Genomic DNA, 18,309 nt, shown 5'->3' with positions numbered 1-18,309 from the left:
CCCATAAGAAAGAGTCTGACTAGAAAAGACGGGGATACAGGTAACATCGAAACTATGGTTCAACGCAAAAGAGCGATCGTAGAAAGACAGGCGATCGGTAATGGATTTAAGCGTTCGCTTCGGGCCGTCGCCGTCATCCTTATTCTGACGGCCTCAGGGACCTATTTGCTAGCTCAGGGACAGACAGCCCCCTCCGGCAATCAGCCGCGACCAACCGAGACTGGACCGAGCAGCGGCCCGCAAAGCTCCGCAGTGGCCGGAGCGCAGCAACAGCTCTATACCGCCTCTGGAGCGAATGGAGCCCAAGTGAACTCCGACTCCTTCAAAGGAAGTATCGTTGAGGGAAAATCGACCGGGACAGTCATCGACCTCTCGCTGGATGATGCTATCCAGCGTGGTCTTCGCAATAACTTGGGGATCATCCTTCAAGGGGCAGCGCAGAAGAACGCCAACGGTCAACGCCTCGAAGAACTGCAAGCGCTTCTTCCTACGGTCACCGGCGCGGCAAGCATCAACGTACAGCAGGTTAACCTTGCGGCGTATGGCATAAAGTTTCCTGGGGTCAACCCCATCGTTGGGCCTTTTCAAGTAGTCGACTTCCGCGCCTATCTTACGCAGAATCTCCTGAACATCTCTGCGTTGCAGAACTATCTCGCCGCAAAGCATAACTTCGCGGCAGCGAAGCTTACCGCTCAGGATGCGCGAGATCTTGTGGTTTTGACCGTGGGCAACTCGTATCTGCTCTGTATCGCGGATAAAGCAAGGGTGGAGGCGGTCACCGCCGAGCTGGCTACCTCAAAGGTCACGCTCGATCAGGCGATTGCAGCACACAACGCCGGAACCAGTCCCAAGCTTGATGTTCTGCGCGCACAGGTCGACTATCAGAACGAGCAGCAAACACTAATCTCCGCAAAGAATCAGCTTTCCAAAGATAAGCTTGTTTTGGCCCGTGCCATTGGTCTGCCGCTTGACCAGGAGTTCAACCTGACGGATCGGGTTCCTTATGCCGCGTTCAACGATATCGATCCGCAGGCCACGGTCGATCAGGCGCTCAAGACCCGCAAGGATCTTGCTGCATCAGGTGAGCAGGTGAAAGTAGCCGAGGCGCAGAAGAAGTCAGCTTGGGCTTATCAGCTTCCGGTAGCCAGCTTCACCGGCGATTTCGGAGATCTCGGCCAGACACCCGGACATTCGCACTCGAGTTATACAGCGACCGGTCAGGTGACGGTCCCTGTGCTTCAGATTGCCAAGACCAAAGGGCAGAACGAGGTGGCCGCCGCTCAATTCGAACAGGCACGGGCGAAGCTTGGAGATCAGGCTCAGCAGGTGAACCAGGATGTCCGCGATGCCATCTTGGATATTCAGGCAGCGGCGAAGCTTGTAGAAGCTACGCACTCGAATGTTGAGTTGGCCAACGAAGCCCTCAGCGAGGCGCAACAGAGATTCAAGGCCGGAGTCTCGGATAACCTGCCGGTCTCGCAGGCACAATCCCAGACCGAGCAGGCTAACGATCAGTACATCAGCGCGCTTTACCAGCACAATGTGGCCAAGCTTTCATTGGCACGTGCTCTGGGTGCGGCGCAGACGAGTTACAAAGATTATCTCGGAGGAAAGTAACCTTGCCAGAGCAAGCAGAGAAGAAGTACGACACGAATAGGGATCATATGCCGGAGCCGGAAGACGATTCTCCGGAGAAGAAGTCTCGCCGCAAGTTGGTTGTCATTGCGGTTGTGGCGCTGCTGGCGATCGGCGCCGCGCTCTTCTACTGGCACTCGACCTTTACCGAAGACACGGATGATGCCCAGGTGGATGGTGACCTATACCAGGTGAGCTCCCGCATCGCAGGCCAGGTAATCAAGGTTTACGTGGAGGACAACCAGGAGGTCAAGGCCGGAGATCTGCTGGCTGAAATCGATCCCAAGGACTTCCAGGTGGCTCTTGAACAGGCCCAGGCGAACCTCGCGAACGCCGAGGCTGCTGCGATCCAAGCCAGCGTCAACGTGCCAATCACCAGCATTACATCCAGCACCAGCATCAGCACGACCGGTAGTGATGTGCAGTCAGCTCAAGCGGCAATTGCTCAATCGCAAAAGCAGGTTGCAGCCGCACAGGCCAGGGTCGCACAGGCTCAGGCCAATGCCAAGAAAAGCGATTTGGATGTCGAGCGGTACGGACCATTGGTCGAGAAGGACGTAATCTCTAAACAGCAGTATGATGCGGCAGTTGCAGCCGCTGCTGCCAATCGCGCCTCGGTTCTTGAGGCTGAGTCCACTTTGATTGCTCAGCAGGAGGCAGTACGGCAGTCCCAGCAGAAGCTCTCGCAGGCGCGTTCTACGGCGCTTGAGGCTGTCAAGAACGGTCCCAGCCAGGTGAAGGCTCAGGAGGCCCGCGCCCGTGCTGCAGATGCCGCCGTCAAAGAGGCTCAGGCGCGCGTCGACCAGGCAAAACTTAACCTGAGCTACACCAGGATCCTGGCTCCCACAACCGGAATTGTGAACAAGAAGAACGTCAATGTGGGTGCAAACCTCTCTGTAGGGCAAGATCTGATGACGATCATTCCTCTTAGCAATCTCTGGGTTACGGCGAACTTCAAAGAGACCCAGCTGGAACACATGCACGAAGGGCAAAAAGTCGAGATCAAGGTGGATGCTCTGGGCGGAAAGAAGTTCCACGGCGTCGTCAAGCAGATCGGCGGAGCCACCGGCTCGCGGCTCTCCTTGTTTCCGCCCGAGAATGCGACAGGAAATTATGTGAAGGTGGTACAACGCATTCCGGTGCGAATCGACTTCACAAACCTGGACCAGGAAAACAGCGATCATAAGCTGCGGCCGGGATATTCAGTCGTTCCCATCGTCTCGGTTAAATAACAGAAACAAAAAGTGAGTAACTGTCTCATCCACTTCGGCATCTGATAGAAAGAAGCGAGGTGGATGATGGCTGTTGCAATTAAGAAAGCTGGCGCTGCCAACCCTGCGGTTACTCCGCACTGGCACGCGCATGCACGTGAAATTCAGAAATTCGGAACCGTAATCGAAGACCTGCCCCATGCTCTCGATGCCAAAGTGCGGACAGAGATGGTGGCGCAGCTGAATCAGCTGCTGGCCGATTCGATCACGCTTCGGGACATGTACAAGAAGCACCATTGGCAGGTTTCGGGCCCGACGTTCTACCAGCTTCACCTGCTGTTCGATAAACACTTCAACGAACAGGTCGAGCTCGTCGATACCATCGCCGAGCGCATTCAACTGTTGGGTGGGGTAACGATCGCAATGGGTGGTGATGTTGCCGAGATGAGCCGAATTGCGCGTCCTCCCCGTGGCAGGGAAGAGGTACCGGTCCAGATTTCACGCCTGCTGGAAGCTCACAAGCTGATCATCAAGAGCTGTCTTGAGATCTCCGAAGCAGCCGATAAGGCTGGAGATCAGGGTACAAATGATCTGGTGGTCAGCGACGTTCTGCGTCCCAATGAACTTCAGTCCTGGTTCCTGAGCGAGCATTTGGTCGAGATGCCCCTGGTACTTGCTAAGTAATTACTTTTGACCCCATATCCGCAGCCCGGATGTCTTCCCATATCCGGGCTGTGTATCTTTAAGGTACGTCCGGGCATCCAACATAAAATAGCTGTTAAAGTCTGGACCGTACTGTTATGCCGATCGCGCTCGCATTTTTCATTCATTATGCGTATCTGATTCTGTTTCTCTGGGTTCTGGTGGAACAGCTCGGCGTTCCTGTGCCCAGTATCCCTGTACTGTTAACAGCCGGAACGTTGTTGGCGACCCACCAGGTTCATCATTTTTACGCGTTACTTGCGGTGCTTGCCGCCTGCATGGTTTCCGATTCCATGTGGTTTGTTCTTGGGCGCAGATACGGCAATAGCGTTCTGAAGTTGCTTTGCAGACTTTCGTTGGAAGCCTCGACCTGCGTCAGCAAGACAGAGGGCTACTTCTCCCGCAGGGGTGCTGTCACCCTTCTGTTCTCGAAGTTTGTCCCGGGATTGAGCACCGTGGCTACTCCGATTGCTGGGCAGATTGGTATGCCCTATTCGCGATTCTTCGTCTGGGACCTTGCTGGCTCGATTATCTGGGCTGAGGTCTTCCTGCTGGCAGGAAGGTTCTTTGGCGACATCGCTCAAAAGAGTACACGCTTCTTCCACTGGCTCGGGCACTTTGCCTTTGCGATCTTTGTGCTGATGGTGATCGGGCTGATGGCTTACCGCATCCTGAAGCAGCGGAAGTTTTTGCAGCAGGTACGTGAGATGCGGCTTGATCCCGAGGAGTTGAAAGCCATAATGGACCAGGCCAGGGAACAGGGAAATACGCCGCCGTTTGTCGTCGACCTGCGTCATCCGCTGGATTATCTTCCCGATCCCCGTGTGATCCCGGGAGCGCTTCGCATCGGGCCGAACGAGATTCGTCAGCATAGCGAGATCATTCCCCGAGACCGTGATGTCGTGTTGTATTGCACCTGCCCTAGTGAGGAGACCAGCGCTAAGCTGGCTCTGCAGCTGCACAAGCTGGGTATCTATCGCGTGCGACCTCTGCGTGGAGGATTCGATGGCTGGAAGAACGCCGGCTATCCTCTGGAGGAATACATCACGGATACTCCGACGGGCGCTGTGATTCTGCCTGCGCAGATCGCTTCGGCCTCACAGACAGAACCAAAGGCAGCCGAACAGGTCCTCCAGGTCAACTCCCCAAGGTGAAGTTCACTGTAATCGTCGTCTGGACCTCTGTTGGCTCGCCATTGAGCCGGAAGGGCTGATAGCGCGCTATGCGGATTGCGTCCAGTGCGGCTGCCCTCAGCATCTCCGGCCCACTCACTACATGCAAACTTTCGATAGTGCCAGCCTTGGAGATGACCGCCTCCACCACAACTGTGCCCGATACATGGGCTGCTCGGGCAATCGCTGGATACACCGGTTGGATTGGAACGAGTAGCCTTCCTGCCATGACGCCAGAGGAGACGTTTAGTGCCTTCTTCGAAGAAGGATTTGCAGGAGCCACAGTAACTGTCAGTTCATGACTGCCAGTGTTTGTCAGGGCATTTGGAAAGTTGTCTCCCATTTCCAGGAGCGAGCCCGTGCCGACCTGGATCGGTGAATCGGTTACCGTCCCAGAGTAGGGGCTACCAGTTGGAATTATTGGGTGCATGAGAATCGGCATCGACGGGGTGGAGGAAGTTTCCTGACTTGTTGTTTGTGTCTCTACGACGGGAATTGGCCGCTGTACTGGTGGAGGCGTAAAGACCAGCGGAGTTTCTACATGGAAGGAGAGCTTTTCCGGATGAACCAAAGGAAGAGCAATCAATACCGCCGCCAAGGCAATTTGCAGCGTTATAGAGCCGACCATCGTCCATCGTTTGGTTGTTGATACAGACTGAATCTGGGACGCAATAAGACTCTCCTCGAACATAGACACCTCCTTAACCTGTTCGTTTCAGAGGCGCATCCGCGAGGAGGATGCGTCTACGCGTTTAGACCCCTTGCGGTCAGGATTTGTTCCCTTAATAAAAAAAGCTGTAAAACGTGGGTCGGGTGAGCGATCATGGATCACCATGGCTGAACGTTCCGCGACACTCGTCTCTACTGAAGCTGCTTCGACTACGATCAAGGCCCCGTCCTCCAGGGTTCTTTCTGTGGATGTCCTGCGTGGCATCACCATCGCCTTCATGATCCTGGTCAACGATGCAGGAGATGGAAAGCATGTTTACACGCAGTTGGAGCACTCTGCATGGAACGGCTGGACGCTGACGGACCTGGTCTTTCCGACCTTCCTGTTCATCGTCGGCGTTTCGATCATCCTGTCGATCCACTCGCGGCTTCAGCGCGGAGCCAGCCGGCGCGATCTGGCGATTCACACCGTAAGGCGGGCAGTGACGATCTTTGTCGTGGCCATGCTGATCAACCTGGTGCCTTTCTTCCAGTTCTCTCACCTGCGTATCTATGGGGTGCTTTCGCGGATTGCGCTCTGTTATCTGATTGCCGGGCTGATCTGTCTCGTGACTCAGAAGGCGAGCCATTTATTGACGATTACAGCAGTCATGCTGGTCAGCTATTGGGTATTGATGCGATTTGTTCCGGTGCCGGGCCTTGGCGTTCCCACCCACGATATTCCACTGTTGGATCCGGACCGCAACCTTGCGGCATGGCTCGACCGCGGAATCATGGGATGGTTCCAGCAGCACCTTCATACAGGAAGGCTGTACGAGGTGACACGGGATCCCGAAGGCCTGTTGAGCACGATTCCCGCGATCGGGACAACGTTACTGGGCTCGGTCGCTGCTTTGTGGCTGCGTCGCGCTGGCGGCAAGGCCCCTTCGATCACAAAGTCACAATGCGCCATAGGACTGCTGCTGGCGGGCCTTCTGGCTATCGGCGCTGGTATGGTTTGGGACATCTGGTTCCCCATTAACAAGAAGCTCTGGACCAGTTCGTATGTGTTGTTTGCCGCAGGCTGCGCTCTGGTCGGCCTTGCCGCGTGCTACTGGTTGATCGATATCAAACGCTTCCACGAGACGAAGTTCGGAAAGATAGCAACCTGGCCGTGGCTGGTCTTCGGTTCAAATGCGATCGTGGCTTATGTGGTGGCCGCCATCCTCGAGAAGACGCTCTTCCTGATCCACACCTCCGCAATTGGCCCGGATGGCAAGGTGGAGACAGCGTGGAGATGGATCTACTGGCACGTCTTCGCGTCACATGGTTCAACCGAGATGACTTCGGCGATGTTTGCCGTCTGCTTTGTGCTGGTCTGTTTTATCCCCAACATAATTCTCTGGCAGAAGAAGATCATGGTGAAGCTCTGACGTGTCTGTGGTTCTTTCCTCTCTCCTGACCCGTTACCATAGACAACGGACCGCAGACACTGCGGCAGGAGATAGAATTGGCCTACAACGACCTGCGCGACTGGATCAACACGCTGCATAAGGCAGGAGAACTGAAACGAATCGACGTCGAGGTCGATCCGGTGCTCGAGATGGCCGAGATTGCAGACCGCGCAGCCAAGCTTGGTCGCGGAACCGTAAAGGCTGGTGGGCCGGCTCTGCTGTTCGAAAACGTCAAAGGCTATCCCGGTGCGCGGGTTTTGATGAATCAGTTCGGCAGCGAGCGCCGCATGAAACTCGCATTGGAGACAGATTCGCTGGATGCGATTGCAGATCGCATCCGGGTGTTGCTGAAGCCTGAAACTCCTGCCAGCCTGGTCGATAAGCTGAAGATGCTGCCCAAGCTGGCCGAAGTGGGTTCGTTCTTTCCCAAAGTGATCTCTGCGAAAGACGCTCTCTGCAAGCAGGTCATCCTAAAGGGTGCTGACGTCGATCTCGCGCGGATTCCTGTGCTCAAGACCTGGCCACAGGATGGCGGCCCGTTTATTACCTTGCCTTGCGTAATTACGCGCGACCTAAAAACGGGCAAACGCAATGTGGGCATGTACCGGATGCAGGTATACGACGGTCAGACGACCGGGATGCATTGGCAGCGTCAGAAGGTTGCCGCCGAGCACATGCGCGACCGGTTGCGGGCGGCTTCTCCGAACTCAACTGCTGCGGTTGACCTGATGGCGATTACAGCGGGAGGAACGGCAGCAGCTCCGTCGCTGGAGACAATTCCTCAGGCTACGCTCGGAAAGATTCGCGACGGACGCATGGAAGTGGCCGTGGCTATCGGTACCGATCCGGCGACGACGTTCAGTGCAATTGTTCCAGCACCTCCTGATGTCGAGGAGTACATCATCTCGGGATTTCTGCGGCAGAAGCCGCTTGAACTTGTGAAGGCCGAGACGGTTGATCTCGATGTTCCCGCTCATGCCGAATACATTCTGGAAGGCTATGTGGAGCTGGGAGAACTGCGCACGGAAGGTCCCTTTGGGGATCACACCGGTTTCTACACGATGCAGGACGATTATCCGGTCTTTCACGTGACCTGTATTACACATCGTCGCGACCCGGTTTATGCAGCGACCATTGTCGGCAAGCCTCCGATGGAGGATGCGTGGATGGGAAGGGCGGTAGAGCGAATCTTTCTGCCGCTGATGCAGCTTACGTTGCCGGAGATCCGCGACGTCAATCTTCCGCCTGAGGGTGTATTTCACAACCTGATGATCGTCTCGATCCGCAAATCCTATGCGGGACATGCTCGCAAGGTGATGAACGGCATATGGGCGATGGGACAGGCGATGTTCACCAAGTGCATCATCGTCGTGGACGAGGATTGCGACGTGCACGACATTCCTGAAGTTGTGCTGCGTACTACCAACAACATCGACCCGGAACGCGATATCCAGTTCACCCTGGGACCAGTCGATTCGCTCGACCATGCCAGCCGCCTGCCAAACTACGGCAGCAAGATGGGGATCGACGCAACTCGCAAATGGCCGGCTGAGGGCTTCCATCGTCCGTGGCCGCCGATGCTGGAGATGGACCCAGCGGTGAAGGCCCGTGTGGATGCGATCTGGAGGCGGTTGGGGATTGAAGAATAGCCCTCCCCCCCATCTATTTTGGGCAAAGTATTCCAAAATAATGATTTAGGTTCGTACTTCTGTTTTTGAGGTGGAAACGAAAGAAAGCCCAGCGTGAGGCTGGGCTTTTTCATGTTCCTGATTTAAGAGTAGCAGGGTGAGTCAAGGATTTGGGCGTGGAAAAGGGGCTTGGAGGTGCGTGGTTGTTGGCTAATTGTGAGTGCAGGGTTTTAATTTCTCCACTTCGCGCTGACACGCTTCGGCCGGAATGACACGGTGGGAGGTCAAGAAGACGAGAGGAAGGTTAGTTAGAGGAGTTTGCCTTCGGAGAGGTCACGAATGAGGCCGAGGTCCGCGGCCAGGAAGTCGAACTCCGGGAGGCGGTCTAGGGGAGACCAGCGCATATCGTTGAAGATGCGGTTCTGGAGTTCTCCTGCAAACTCACGGACGACGAAGAACTGAAGGTCAATGGTTCCACCGTTACGGTATTTATGCCGTACCTGTGCAACACGCTGGCCGATGATGGCGGTAATTCCCAGCTCTTCGTTCAATTCGCGCTCGAGCGCGTTCTCGGAGGTCTCGCCTGGTTCAATCTTTCCACCCGGGAACTCCCATTTGAGGCTCATGGGCTGGTCGGGTTTCCGCTGGCAGATCAATACCTCTACTCCCACCGGGGTGTCGCGCAGAATCAGGGCAGCCACGACGAACCTTACCGGGCGCGGGGCCGTGTCTTCGTGTTCGTTCAATTTGCGAATTGGCTCTTTCACCTATCTTTCAGTTTAGATGCCAACTCGCATAAAGACAGGATCAGGCGATTCGGACGGACGCGGGATAGTAAACAGGCCACCCCTCCTGAGCGCTGCGCTCCAACAGAGCAGGAGTGGGATTGACTGGAAATGCTGTGCGGGCGATTGCCAGCATGGCAGCGTCGTGAACGGAGTTTCCAAAGACCGCATCGGGTGCGGTGATCCCGGAGCGGTTCAAAGAGGCCACCTTGCCCTCGTCGGTCGGAACGTCGAGCAGGGAATCGGTGACGATTCCATTCTTTACCTCGACCTGCGCCGCCAGAACCCGTTTCGCGGGGATTCCAAAGCGCTTCACGCCTTCTTCGATCACCCAATCGTTGGTCGAGCTTACTGCCCAAATCTCTGTTCCGCTGGCGTTGAGCTTCTGAATGAGCTGGAGCATCTCGGGGAAGATGTTCCGTTCGATCTTAGCTGCGAAAAATTCCCGTGCCGCTCGCCGCATCTCTTCTTCGCGCAGGCCCTGGTAGAGCTGGACCATTTCGCCGCACATATCGATCTCGGAGACCTCGTTGCGGTGATAGGCACGGTAACGGGCATCGATCCAGTCGGCGGCCTCGCGCGAAACCAGACCCGTCTCAATGGACCAGGTCATGAAAGACGATCCAGCATCGCCGGACCAGAGGGTGCCATCGCAGTCGAATACTGCGATCTTTGGTACGAGCGAATGAACCGCAGCGATGAATTCTTCAGTCGAAAGAGAGTGGGCACTCAGTGTCTGCATCGGAAAATCTACATTTCTGCGCGTCGGCCATTTTCGCGCGCGATTTATCTTTATCTTCTTAAGTTTACTCTTCCTATCGCATCAAGGATAAGTGCGTAGGTCCTCTCATAGTGACAGAGAGATTAATTTCAGATTCTGTGAACCACGACATATTCCAAATGTATTTGCTCGTACGAACAAAATGCGGGGATTCCTCCGCTATGCGCTTACGCGCTCCGGTCGGAATGACACTTAGCAGGGATTGAGACAACTAGATCGGTGAGGGTGCATCCACCACGACGACGCCTGCTGGTGGCGTGAAGACGAAATCCTCTGCGCGTGTCGAAATGTTTTCTTCAACATCGGAAAAGATGAACTCTGTAAGGGCTCCGTCGGTCTCTTCCATCTTCATGTGCTGGATCTCACCCTTTGGGGTGACATCGAGGGTTAGCCGCTCGACGCGCTGCTCCAGCCCCCGAGGGACTCCGGCGATGTGAATGCCGCGACTATCCTCGGTAACGGTGATGTGGGTCAACTCTTTTTTGAGTTGAGTGTGGCCGAGAAGAAAACGCAGTGGGCTACGGAGATCGTCGAGTTGTTTGGCCGGCATCCGTTGGGCCTGCCCATCGCCCGGCGTATAGAACCAGGCATATTTGCCGTCGAGCAGGAAGAGCTTGCCCTTGGGCTGGTCGTAGGTCCAGCGCATGCGTCCGGGCTTCTTGAGCAATAGGGTTCCGGATTCTGAGCGATCCAGCCCCATCCCGGCATAACGTTCGACGTAGCGTGCCCGCAGAGAGGAGAGACGGTTGTAGTGGTCGTCGACACGACGAAGCAGGGCATCTGCATCCTGGGCAGATGCCATTCCCGTGAAGGATAGGGTCAAGAGCAATAGAGCAGTACGAAGCATTACTGAATGGGCTGCGTGCAGTTGGTTCCGCCAGCTGGGTCGTAGGTGATGCGATTATTCTCGTCGGAGCAGAAACCGCGGTCACCGGTTTTACCAACTGAATTTGGAACGGCAGTTACCTCGTATGAGGTATACATGTCCTGATTATTCACCGTTACCTTGTTGCAGTTGGTGAGGGCGAAGGTATAGCCAGCTTTGTTTCCAGAAGCCAGATCGGGAGCGATGAGCTGCGCAGATTGGGCTGATGGAGCACCGGACTTGGGATCTCCGCCAAGCTGAGCCAAGGAGCAGGAAAATCCATTGGCGGGATAGAGCGAGTTGTACTGCAATTGCGCCTGGACGATCGTTCTGACGGACTGAATCGCGGAGGTCTCATGCGCTGTCTTGGTCAGCTTCAGCATCTGCGGCACTGCAAGAGTCATGAGGATGAGCATGACCGACATGACGATCAGAAGTTCAATCAGCGTAAATCCGGCTTCAAGCTCGCGGGTGGATCTCTGGTGGTTCTGCTCAAAGGACATAGGTTCCCGTCCGTTCATGGTGCTCCTCGATGCTTTTCTATCATTATCTGACAGGAAAGACTTTATCAGCAGACGAGGTCTTCGCGCTCGATCTTCAAGTCATCGCCGAGATTTCCAAGAAGAGCCAGTCCCATGGCCTCTGGACGGAAGAGTTCGCAGGCGAGCCGCTGGAGGTCTTCAGGAATTACGGCTTCGATCTCGCGAGTGATCTCTTCGACGCCAAAGAAGCGCCCAAAATACATCTGCTGGCGGGCAAGGTTCGCCATACGGCTGGAGCCGCTTTCGAGTCCCATGACCATGTTGCTCTTCAACTGATCCTTTGCGCGAGTAAGTTCGGATGCGCTGACTGTCTCCTGCTTCAGACGAGTTAGCTCACGAAGGGTAAGCTCGATGGTCTGCTGGATTTTGTCGATGGCGACTCCAGCGTAGATGCTCAGCGAGCCGGTATCTCGGAAGGGGCTCATCTCGGAGAAGATGGAATAGGCCAGTCCGCGGTCTTCACGGATCGTCTGGAAGAGACGGGAGCTCATGCCGCCTCCCAGGATGCTGTTGAGCAGGTAGATCGCATAGCGGTCGGGATGATTAACCTGCGGAGCCGGAACGCCGAGGCAGAACTGAACCTGCTCCAGTGCCTTCTTCCGCTTGAGAGTGACGTGCGGTTTGGAGGCAGGAGCTTCCCGATGGGGGAAGGGATAGCTCGGGCTTGGAGCCAGGGAACCGAAGTGATGCTCTACGGCTGCGACAAAGCTCTCGTGCTCAAGGTTTCCTGCGGCCGAAAAGACCATATTCCGCGGCGTGAAGCTGTTGCGATAAAAGTTGAAGAGCGTGGCCTGATCAAAGCTAGAGACGGTCTTTTTCGTTCCCAGGATCGGACGCCCAAGGGCATCTCCTTTCCAGAAATTCTGTGTGAAGAGCTCGTTGATCAGGTAGTCCGGGTTGTCTTCGTCGATCTTGATCTCTTCGAGGATGACGCCTTTTTCGCGGTCCAATTCTTCCGGCGTGAAGGTGGGATGCAGAACGAGGTCGGAGAGGACGTCGAGTGCGGGAGCGATATGCTCGTCGAGAACCTTGATGTTGAAACAGATGGTTTCTTTGCCAGTAAAGGCATCGAGATTTCCGCCAATGGTGTCGACTTCGCGGGCGATCTGCCGGGAAGAGCGCGTGGTCGTTCCCTTGAAGACCATGTGTTCGACAAAATGGGAGACTCCGTTGACCTCAGCGGTTTCGTCACGCGAGCCGGAGCCGATCCAGACGCCCATTGCGACGCTGCGCAGATGAGGCATGCTTTCGGTGAGTACAGTCAGTCCGTTGGGAAGGATCGTCTTGCGGATATTGCGGGAGACTCGGGGAGTGATCCGAATCTCTTCGATCAGAGTGGTTGCTGCCATGTTTCTATTGTTTCATAGCCGGGCCGAAGGGCGTAAACTACAGAAAGGCAAGGGGATTGGTTGAAATTGTGTCGACTATATTGAACAAAACAAATGGCTTGGAGCCTGGCGCGAAAGGTCAGGCTCGGCCACTTTTCGGGTTGTTTCCTGAGGAACTGAAGTCCGTGCTGGAAGGCTTTGGTCAGAAGGTCTATAGGGCGACCCAGATATCTGAAGCTGTTTACCGTCAAAGAGTTACGTCATTTGACGAGATGACCACCTTGCCCGCGGCGCTGCGAGAGGAGCTTGTGACGGCCGGATACACGGTGGGAATGCCGGAGATCGTCCAGGCAGCACGTTCGGTGGATGGTACGGAGCGCTACCTGATGCGGCTCGCGGACGGCGAGACCGTCGAGACGGTCTGGATGCCGGATGGTGATGGTGGAGAGCGCGGAGACGGCAGCGAGGCCTCCCTGGAGGAGGAAGAGTCGGAGGGCCTGGAAGGAAACGTCTCTGAGTTCAAGACGGCTGTGAAGCGCGATCTGCGGAATGTTGGGGCCTTGGAGCAGAATGGCTACCGCAGAGCGACGATCTGCATCTCCAGCCAGGTCGGCTGCGCGGTGAACTGTCAGTTCTGTCTGACGGCAAAGCTGGGAGTCAAACGCAATCTGACGGGTGGAGAAATTGCCGGACAGGTGGCCGCCGTACTCAATCGTCATGGGGTGAAGATCGGCAAGGACCGGATCAACCTGGTTTTTATGGGAATGGGGGAACCCTTCCTGAACTACGAAGAGTTCATCCGCAGCGTTCAGTTGCTGGTAAAGCAGATTGGGATTCCGGAGTCGCGTATGACGGTTTCGACGAGCGGAATTGAACCTGCTATCCGCAGATTTGCTCAGGAGCCGATCAGGCCGAAGCTGGCGCTTAGCTTGAATGCTTCCAATGATGAAGTGCGAGAGCAGGTGATGCCGATTACGCGCAAATGGAAGATCCATCAGCTTCTGGATGCGGTGAATACGTTGCCTTTAGGGAAGCGGGAGTGGGTGACGTTTGAATATGTCTTGCTGGGTGGGATCAATGATCAGCCGGAGCATGCTCGTGAGGTGTTGGACCTGTTGAAGGGAATGAAGGCAAAGGTCAACCTGATTGTGTGGAATCCGGGACCGGGAATTGCGTATACGCAGCCGAAGCCTGAAGACGTCGCGGTGTTTCAAAAGATGCTTATCGATGGCGGTATGCCAGCGTATATCCGCCGTCCGCGAGGAAGAGACATCTATGCTGCCTGCGGGCAGCTTAAACGGACGGTTGAGTTGCCTGAAGCCGCTCCTCTAGTCGGGATCGCACCTGCGGCCAATCCTCCCGGGTAATGGAAAACCAAACGCTGTGACGCAGCGAGCCATCGGTCCCTTCATACACAGCTCCGAGTTTTCGGATTGCAGCCTGGGATTGTAGATTCTCGTGGTGTGTTTTGAAGGCGACGCGGTTGAGACCGAGGTCTTCGAAGGCGAAGCGAAGTTGCAGGAGCTTGGCTTCCGGGTTCACCCTGCTGCCATGCGCTTGAGGAGAGATCCAGGTGTGGCCGATTTCGACGGTGCGATGATGCGGATCAAGGTCGATAAACCGAGTGGATCCCACAATGCGGTTCTCCTCTTTGAGAACCGTGACCCAGGGAATCTGGCGGTTTGCTCTTTCTTGAAGAGCGGATTCTAGCCATGATTCGAGCTGCTGACGATTCTGGACGGTGGTAAGCATATATCGCCAGATCTTTTCGCCGAAGGCGACCTTTTCCAGCGCAGGAAGATGTTTCTGCGAGAGAGGTTCGAGGCGAACCCATCGGCCTTCCAGCACTGGAGCTTCCGTGATCGGAGTCATGGTTACGCCAATTGTGCGGAAACAGTTACCCGCGCGAGCGAAAGTAAGGCCTTTGCGACGGAATCGTAGTCGTGACGCAGTACCTCGCCTTCGTGAAGGAAGTTTCCGGTGACGGGCTCGACTCCAAGCTGACGGATATGTTCCAGATCATTCACAATCAGCTCCTGTCCTTCCCGGGCATACTTCGCAAGAGTTACAGGGGAGATTGGAGCTGTATTCACGAGGGCGTAGTCGAAGAGCTTTTTCCCGCCGGAGTGATCGAGAATCTTTTGAATATGCTGGGAAGCAGTAAGACCCAACGACTCATTGGCCTGCGTCATCAGGTTGCAGATGAAGACTTTTGTAGCAGGAGAGGCTGCGATCGCTTCGGGGATGCCACGCACCAGAAGATTGGTAATCAGCGATGTGTAAAGAGAGCCTGGTCCTAAGGTGATCAGATCGGCATTCGCGATGGCTTCGAGGGTCTCAGGGACAGGATCGACTTCGGCAGGTTCCAGGCGAAGCTCTGCGATATTTTTTTTGCTGCGGGTGATGCTGGTTTCACCGCGCACCATGGAGCCATCGTCCATCTGGGCCGCCAAACTCACGTTTGCAGTGGTCGCCGGGAAGATGCGCCCCCGGATTGCGAGGATGTGCGAGGAAGTTTGAACAGCCTGGGCGAAGTCCCCGGTGACATGGCAGAGAGCGGCGAGAAAGAGATTTCCAAAACTGTGACCTTCGAGCTCTCCCTGGTCGAAACGATATTTGAAGAGACGTGCCAGCAGATGCTCGTCCTCGGAGAGGGCAACCATGCAGTTACGGATGTCTCCGGGAGGGAGGATATTGAGATCTTCACGCAGACGCCCCGAAGAGCCTCCGTCGTCCGTTACGGTGACCACTGCTGATAATTCGCCAATGGGGTAGCTCGGCGCGATGGAGGTGTGGGCAGTCGATGCCTCAGGGCGCGCACGTCTGCGACGGTCCTGGACCGGAACGTACTCCTTGAGTCCACGCAACAGTGTAGAGAGACCTGTACCTCCACCGATTGCGACGACGCGAAGCGGACGTTCGAGGGTTTCACCTGAGATCGAAGTCATAGAGGCCCCTTTCCCTGTTGCGCACACTTCATCATGGTAAATCCGTCAGGAGTTTTACCGAAGAGGAGGTATTGGCGGATCAGAGGCCGGTACTAGATTTCTGGGTAGAGAAGCTCCGTAAAACGTGGATCATCGGCCATATTCTGAAAATCTGAATCGGCGCGTGCCTGGATTCGATTCCGAGGATTGCGACGAATAGCCTCTGTCAGGTGCTCCAAGCAGGTATGAGAATCTCCCGTAACCGATGCAAGGATGGCCAACCCATAAAGGGCGTAGTCGGCCTCAGCATTCTGCTTGAGAATCTCCTCGAACTGCTCGCGGGCATCTTCGTAGTGACCATCGTTGAGCAACGACACCGCATAGTCGTAACGCTCTTCGTGGTTTTCGAAGTTGGCCTTGGAACGTGAAAGCTGGGCGGTGGAGGCGTTGATGTACATACGGATTCGGTCAGAGAGTTCTCCGGCGCCAGCGGTAAGCAGTTTCTCAAATGCCGTCCGGGCCTTTTCGAACTTACCTTCCTGCATCAGCCGAACCGCAGACTCATAATTTGCGAGAACCTGGATGCGTGCTGGATCATCTGCTGGGGAGACCGCCCCGGCTAGAGTGCGGGGGGAACGTTTGGATGCAGTGGTGGTCTTTGCTGTCTGTGCCATGGTTGTTTGCCTGAAGGTGCACTCCTTAGCCAGCCACTGTAGATGACAGGCCAGTTTTGTATTATCCCAGTTTCGGATTTATACGCAGACTCGGCCCGAAGGTCAACTGGCGCTGCCAGGTCTTGCGACGAAGATCATTTTGACTTTGATGCAAGTTTGCCAGATTGTTTCCCGTAGATTGCGGGATTCAGGTCCGGATCGTTATACATCTTCATCTGCCGATAGAGCTTAAAGCGCGTTCGCCCGTGGGTGATGTCTTCAAATAGCGTATCCAAAGCGCGCGCCAGATCACTCCGTTGTTCCTGAAGAAGCTGCAACCGTTCGCGGTTTCGTTGCCGGTGTTCTTCGGTTGCCGTAGTGCGTTGCGTTTCCTCTTCTGTATGAAAGATTTTCAGCGACAGGATGGAGAGTCGGTCAATCATCATGCCCGGGGTTTCAGAGTGCAAACGGGAGTTCGGGTGATCCGTCAATGCAGCATGAAAGTGAGCGAGAAGAGTGGTGTCGATGCGTTCCATCAGATCATTCCGGCGCTGATTCAAACGGTCGATAGAGCGTTTAACGGTGGCAATCTGCGGGTCTGTGGCTTCGGGATCGCGAGCTTTATCTTCTTCATGCCACAGAGAGAAATTGGCCTGGTGCTGTGCACGGATGATCTGCTCCAGAGTTTGAAGGGGTTCATCCTGAGTGGAGGGGGAACGATGCCATTCCTGGTTTGCGGCATCGTGTATTCGGGTAATGGAGGGAGCATCCAGCATGGAGATAAAGCTAACGTTTCAATAAACTTTACCAGTTGACCGGGAGATGCGCTTGCAGGGAAAGAGTTCTACCCGCAGACTAGAAGCAGGACATGATCAACTCTTCGACGAGCGAAAAACAGAGTTCCGCCCGCCGCGTGCTGATTTATAGGCTTGGGAGTCTGGGAGATACGGTGGTGGCCCTTCCAGCGCTTCATCTGATTGCGCGCGTCTTCCCTAAAGCCGAACGACGGATGCTTACGAACGTTCCTGTGAATGTTAAGGCTCCTCCAGCTCACGCGATTTTGGAGCATACAGGGCTGGTTCATGGATATATCCGCTATGCGGTAGGAACCCGTAGCGTTGGCGATCTTTTCCGCTTATGGTGGACCATACTTCGCTGGCGACCTGATGTTCTGGTTTATCTGGGTTCGGCTCGCGGAGTGGATTCTGCGTTACGAGATGAACGATTTTTCCGATTCTGCGGCATTCGCAGGATGATCGGCGTATCTGTTCGCGAAGAGATGCAGAAGTGTCAATGGGATGAGACTACTCAGTCGTTCGAACCGGAGGCCTCTCGTCTGACGCGAAATATCGTCGAATTAGGGGATGCGAATCTCGAAGACCCTTCGGCCTGGGACCTGCACCTTACGGTAGAGGAAATGGCCCGCGCCGACGATGCGCTCCGCCCATTAGAAGGCAGACCTATCATTGCTGTGAGTGTGGGAACCAAGGTTCAATCGAAAGATTGGGGGCGGGAGAACTGGCGTGCTCTTCTGGCTCGATTGGCTGCACTCTATCCAGATTATGGGTTGGCACTGAGCGGAGCACCCGAAGAAGCAGAGGCCAGCGATTTCGCTGGGGAGGGGTGGGAGCAGGCAGGCGGTGGGCCTGTTGTGAATTTGTGCGGTCGCCTGAAGCCTCGCGAGAGCGCCGCCGCATTTCGGAGGGCCAGGGTTTTTATTGGTCACGATAGTGGTCCCATGCATCTGGCAGCGGCCGTGCAAATACCGTGTGTTGCGATCTTTGCCGCGCGGAACAAACCGCGTGTCTGGTTTCCTTATGGCTCTCATCATCGTGTGCTTTATCACAAGACGGAGTGCTGGGGGTGCGGTCTGGAGACTTGTATCGTGGAGAAGAAACGCTGTCTGACTTCAATTACGGTCGACGAAGTCCTGGAACAAGTACAGGGCGTACTGGGTGACTGAACCTCGTCCTCTCAA

Annotated in this window: 18 protein-coding genes; 8 read left to right on the top strand and 10 right to left on the bottom strand. The window is 55.4% G+C overall.

Annotated features, from left to right (window positions below; translation table 11 throughout):
• Positions 1-54: 54 nt before the first annotated feature.
• The 4 genes from H7846_RS10565 (at position 55) to H7846_RS10550 (ending at position 4,702) form a co-directional block, all read left to right on the top strand.
• On the top strand, positions 55-1,617 hold the full coding sequence (locus tag H7846_RS10565; protein WP_186691968.1) for a TolC family protein: 1,563 nt from the start codon (positions 55-57) through the stop codon (positions 1,615-1,617).
• Between the two features lie 2 nt (positions 1,618-1,619).
• Positions 1,620-2,867: an HlyD family secretion protein gene (locus tag H7846_RS10560; protein WP_255460550.1), complete on the top strand. Its 1,248-nt coding sequence runs from the start codon at positions 1,620-1,622 to the stop codon at positions 2,865-2,867.
• Positions 2,868-2,930: 63 nt separating this feature from the next.
• On the top strand, positions 2,931-3,530 hold the full coding sequence (locus tag H7846_RS10555) for a Dps family protein (protein ID WP_255460549.1): 600 nt from the start codon (positions 2,931-2,933) through the stop codon (positions 3,528-3,530).
• A 116-nt stretch (positions 3,531-3,646) separates the two neighbouring features.
• On the top strand, positions 3,647-4,702 hold the full coding sequence (locus H7846_RS10550; protein ID WP_186691967.1) for a VTT domain-containing protein: 1,056 nt from the start codon (positions 3,647-3,649) through the stop codon (positions 4,700-4,702).
• Here H7846_RS10550 and H7846_RS10545 read toward each other — a convergent pair.
• Positions 4,686-5,411, bottom strand: coding sequence for an energy transducer TonB (locus H7846_RS10545; protein WP_186691965.1), 726 nt, complete (start codon positions 5,409-5,411; stop codon positions 4,686-4,688). The two genes, H7846_RS10550 and H7846_RS10545, sit on opposite strands and share 17 nt — an antisense overlap.
• A 142-nt stretch (positions 5,412-5,553) precedes the next feature.
• Between H7846_RS10545 and H7846_RS10540 the strand changes: the two genes are divergently transcribed.
• Positions 5,554-6,801 carry an acyltransferase family protein gene (locus H7846_RS10540; protein WP_186691963.1) on the top strand — a complete coding sequence of 416 codons (1,248 nt, stop codon included), beginning with the start codon at positions 5,554-5,556 and terminating at the stop codon, positions 6,799-6,801.
• A 77-nt stretch (positions 6,802-6,878) separates the two neighbouring features.
• Positions 6,879-8,471 carry a UbiD family decarboxylase gene (locus tag H7846_RS10535; RefSeq protein ID WP_186691961.1) on the top strand — a complete coding sequence of 531 codons (1,593 nt, stop codon included), beginning with the start codon at positions 6,879-6,881 and terminating at the stop codon, positions 8,469-8,471.
• A gap of 287 nt (positions 8,472-8,758) precedes the next feature.
• On the opposite strand, the gene H7846_RS10530 is transcribed toward H7846_RS10535, so the two are convergent.
• The 5 genes from H7846_RS10530 to H7846_RS10510 form a co-directional block, all read right to left on the bottom strand.
• Complete coding sequence (locus tag H7846_RS10530; protein WP_186691959.1) at positions 8,759-9,217, bottom strand: (deoxy)nucleoside triphosphate pyrophosphohydrolase; 459 nt, start codon at positions 9,215-9,217, stop codon at positions 8,759-8,761.
• Positions 9,218-9,257: 40 nt separating this feature from the next.
• A complete protein-coding gene (locus H7846_RS10525; RefSeq protein ID WP_186691957.1) occupies positions 9,258-9,977 on the bottom strand; it encodes an HAD family hydrolase in 720 nt (239 codons plus the stop codon).
• Positions 9,978-10,227: 250 nt separating this feature from the next.
• Positions 10,228-10,863, bottom strand: a complete 636-nt coding sequence (gene lolA / locus H7846_RS10520) for an outer membrane lipoprotein chaperone LolA (protein WP_186691955.1) — start codon at positions 10,861-10,863, stop codon at positions 10,228-10,230.
• Positions 10,863-11,402: a type IV pilin protein gene (locus tag H7846_RS10515; RefSeq protein ID WP_255460547.1), complete on the bottom strand. Its 540-nt coding sequence runs from the start codon at positions 11,400-11,402 to the stop codon at positions 10,863-10,865. The genes lolA and H7846_RS10515 overlap by 1 nt, the downstream gene beginning before the upstream one ends.
• 47 nt (positions 11,403-11,449) lie before the next feature.
• Positions 11,450-12,772, bottom strand: a complete 1,323-nt coding sequence (locus H7846_RS10510) for a M16 family metallopeptidase (protein ID WP_186691953.1) — start codon at positions 12,770-12,772, stop codon at positions 11,450-11,452.
• A gap of 77 nt (positions 12,773-12,849) precedes the next feature.
• On the opposite strand from H7846_RS10510, the gene rlmN reads away from it, so the two are divergent.
• A complete protein-coding gene (gene rlmN, locus H7846_RS10505; RefSeq protein ID WP_255460984.1) occupies positions 12,850-14,118 on the top strand; it encodes a 23S rRNA (adenine(2503)-C(2))-methyltransferase RlmN in 1,269 nt (422 codons plus the stop codon).
• Here rlmN and H7846_RS10500 read toward each other — a convergent pair.
• From H7846_RS10500 to H7846_RS10485, 4 genes are all read right to left on the bottom strand, one after another.
• Positions 14,045-14,623 (bottom strand): GNAT family N-acetyltransferase, encoded by a 579-nt coding sequence (locus H7846_RS10500; protein WP_186691951.1) that lies wholly within the window; start codon positions 14,621-14,623, stop codon positions 14,045-14,047. The two genes, rlmN and H7846_RS10500, sit on opposite strands and share 74 nt — an antisense overlap.
• A 2-nt stretch (positions 14,624-14,625) precedes the next feature.
• Positions 14,626-15,699: a gluconeogenesis factor YvcK family protein gene (locus H7846_RS10495; protein WP_186691949.1), complete on the bottom strand. Its 1,074-nt coding sequence runs from the start codon at positions 15,697-15,699 to the stop codon at positions 14,626-14,628.
• 92 nt (positions 15,700-15,791) lie between these two features.
• The gene (locus H7846_RS10490; RefSeq protein ID WP_186691947.1) at positions 15,792-16,352 is read right to left on the bottom strand and encodes a TPR end-of-group domain-containing protein; all 561 of its coding nucleotides are present in this window, start codon (positions 16,350-16,352) and stop codon (positions 15,792-15,794) included.
• A gap of 134 nt (positions 16,353-16,486) precedes the next feature.
• On the bottom strand, positions 16,487-17,107 hold the full coding sequence (locus H7846_RS10485; RefSeq protein ID WP_186691946.1) for a DUF4254 domain-containing protein: 621 nt from the start codon (positions 17,105-17,107) through the stop codon (positions 16,487-16,489).
• A 92-nt stretch (positions 17,108-17,199) separates the two neighbouring features.
• Between H7846_RS10485 and H7846_RS10480 the strand changes: the two genes are divergently transcribed.
• A complete protein-coding gene (locus tag H7846_RS10480) occupies positions 17,200-18,294 on the top strand; it encodes a glycosyltransferase family 9 protein (RefSeq protein WP_186691944.1) in 1,095 nt (364 codons plus the stop codon).
• The last annotated feature ends 15 nt before the right edge of the window (positions 18,295-18,309 follow it).

The sequence above is a fragment of the Edaphobacter sp. 4G125 genome, assembly GCF_014274685.1.
Taxonomy (GTDB): Bacteria; Acidobacteriota; Terriglobia; order Terriglobales; family Acidobacteriaceae; genus Edaphobacter.
This window is presented reverse-complemented; position numbering and strand designations above follow the sequence as displayed.

Excerpts from the sequence above, each read along its gene's own strand:
- H7846_RS10565 (WP_186691968.1), top strand. The coding sequence starts at position 55 with ATGGTTCAACGCAAAAGAGCGATCGTAGAAAGACAGGCGATCGGTAAT.
- H7846_RS10480 (WP_186691944.1), top strand. The coding sequence starts at position 17,200 with ATGATCAACTCTTCGACGAGCGAAAAACAGAGTTCCGCCCGCCGCGTG.
- H7846_RS10550 (WP_186691967.1), top strand. The coding sequence starts at position 3,647 with ATGCCGATCGCGCTCGCATTTTTCATTCATTATGCGTATCTGATTCTG.
- H7846_RS10490 (WP_186691947.1), bottom strand. The coding sequence starts at position 16,352 with ATGGCACAGACAGCAAAGACCACCACTGCATCCAAACGTTCCCCCCGC.
- H7846_RS10495 (WP_186691949.1), bottom strand. The coding sequence starts at position 15,699 with ATGACTTCGATCTCAGGTGAAACCCTCGAACGTCCGCTTCGCGTCGTC.
- H7846_RS10540 (WP_186691963.1), top strand. The coding sequence starts at position 5,554 with ATGGCTGAACGTTCCGCGACACTCGTCTCTACTGAAGCTGCTTCGACT.
- H7846_RS10500 (WP_186691951.1), bottom strand. The coding sequence starts at position 14,623 with ATGACTCCGATCACGGAAGCTCCAGTGCTGGAAGGCCGATGGGTTCGC.
- H7846_RS10555 (WP_255460549.1), top strand. The coding sequence starts at position 2,931 with ATGATGGCTGTTGCAATTAAGAAAGCTGGCGCTGCCAACCCTGCGGTT.
- H7846_RS10485 (WP_186691946.1), bottom strand. The coding sequence starts at position 17,107 with ATGCTGGATGCTCCCTCCATTACCCGAATACACGATGCCGCAAACCAG.
- H7846_RS10510 (WP_186691953.1), bottom strand. The coding sequence starts at position 12,772 with ATGGCAGCAACCACTCTGATCGAAGAGATTCGGATCACTCCCCGAGTC.
- lolA (WP_186691955.1), bottom strand. The coding sequence starts at position 10,863 with ATGCTTCGTACTGCTCTATTGCTCTTGACCCTATCCTTCACGGGAATG.
- H7846_RS10525 (WP_186691957.1), bottom strand. The coding sequence starts at position 9,977 with ATGCAGACACTGAGTGCCCACTCTCTTTCGACTGAAGAATTCATCGCT.
- H7846_RS10515 (WP_255460547.1), bottom strand. The coding sequence starts at position 11,402 with ATGAACGGACGGGAACCTATGTCCTTTGAGCAGAACCACCAGAGATCC.
- H7846_RS10545 (WP_186691965.1), bottom strand. The coding sequence starts at position 5,411 with ATGTTCGAGGAGAGTCTTATTGCGTCCCAGATTCAGTCTGTATCAACA.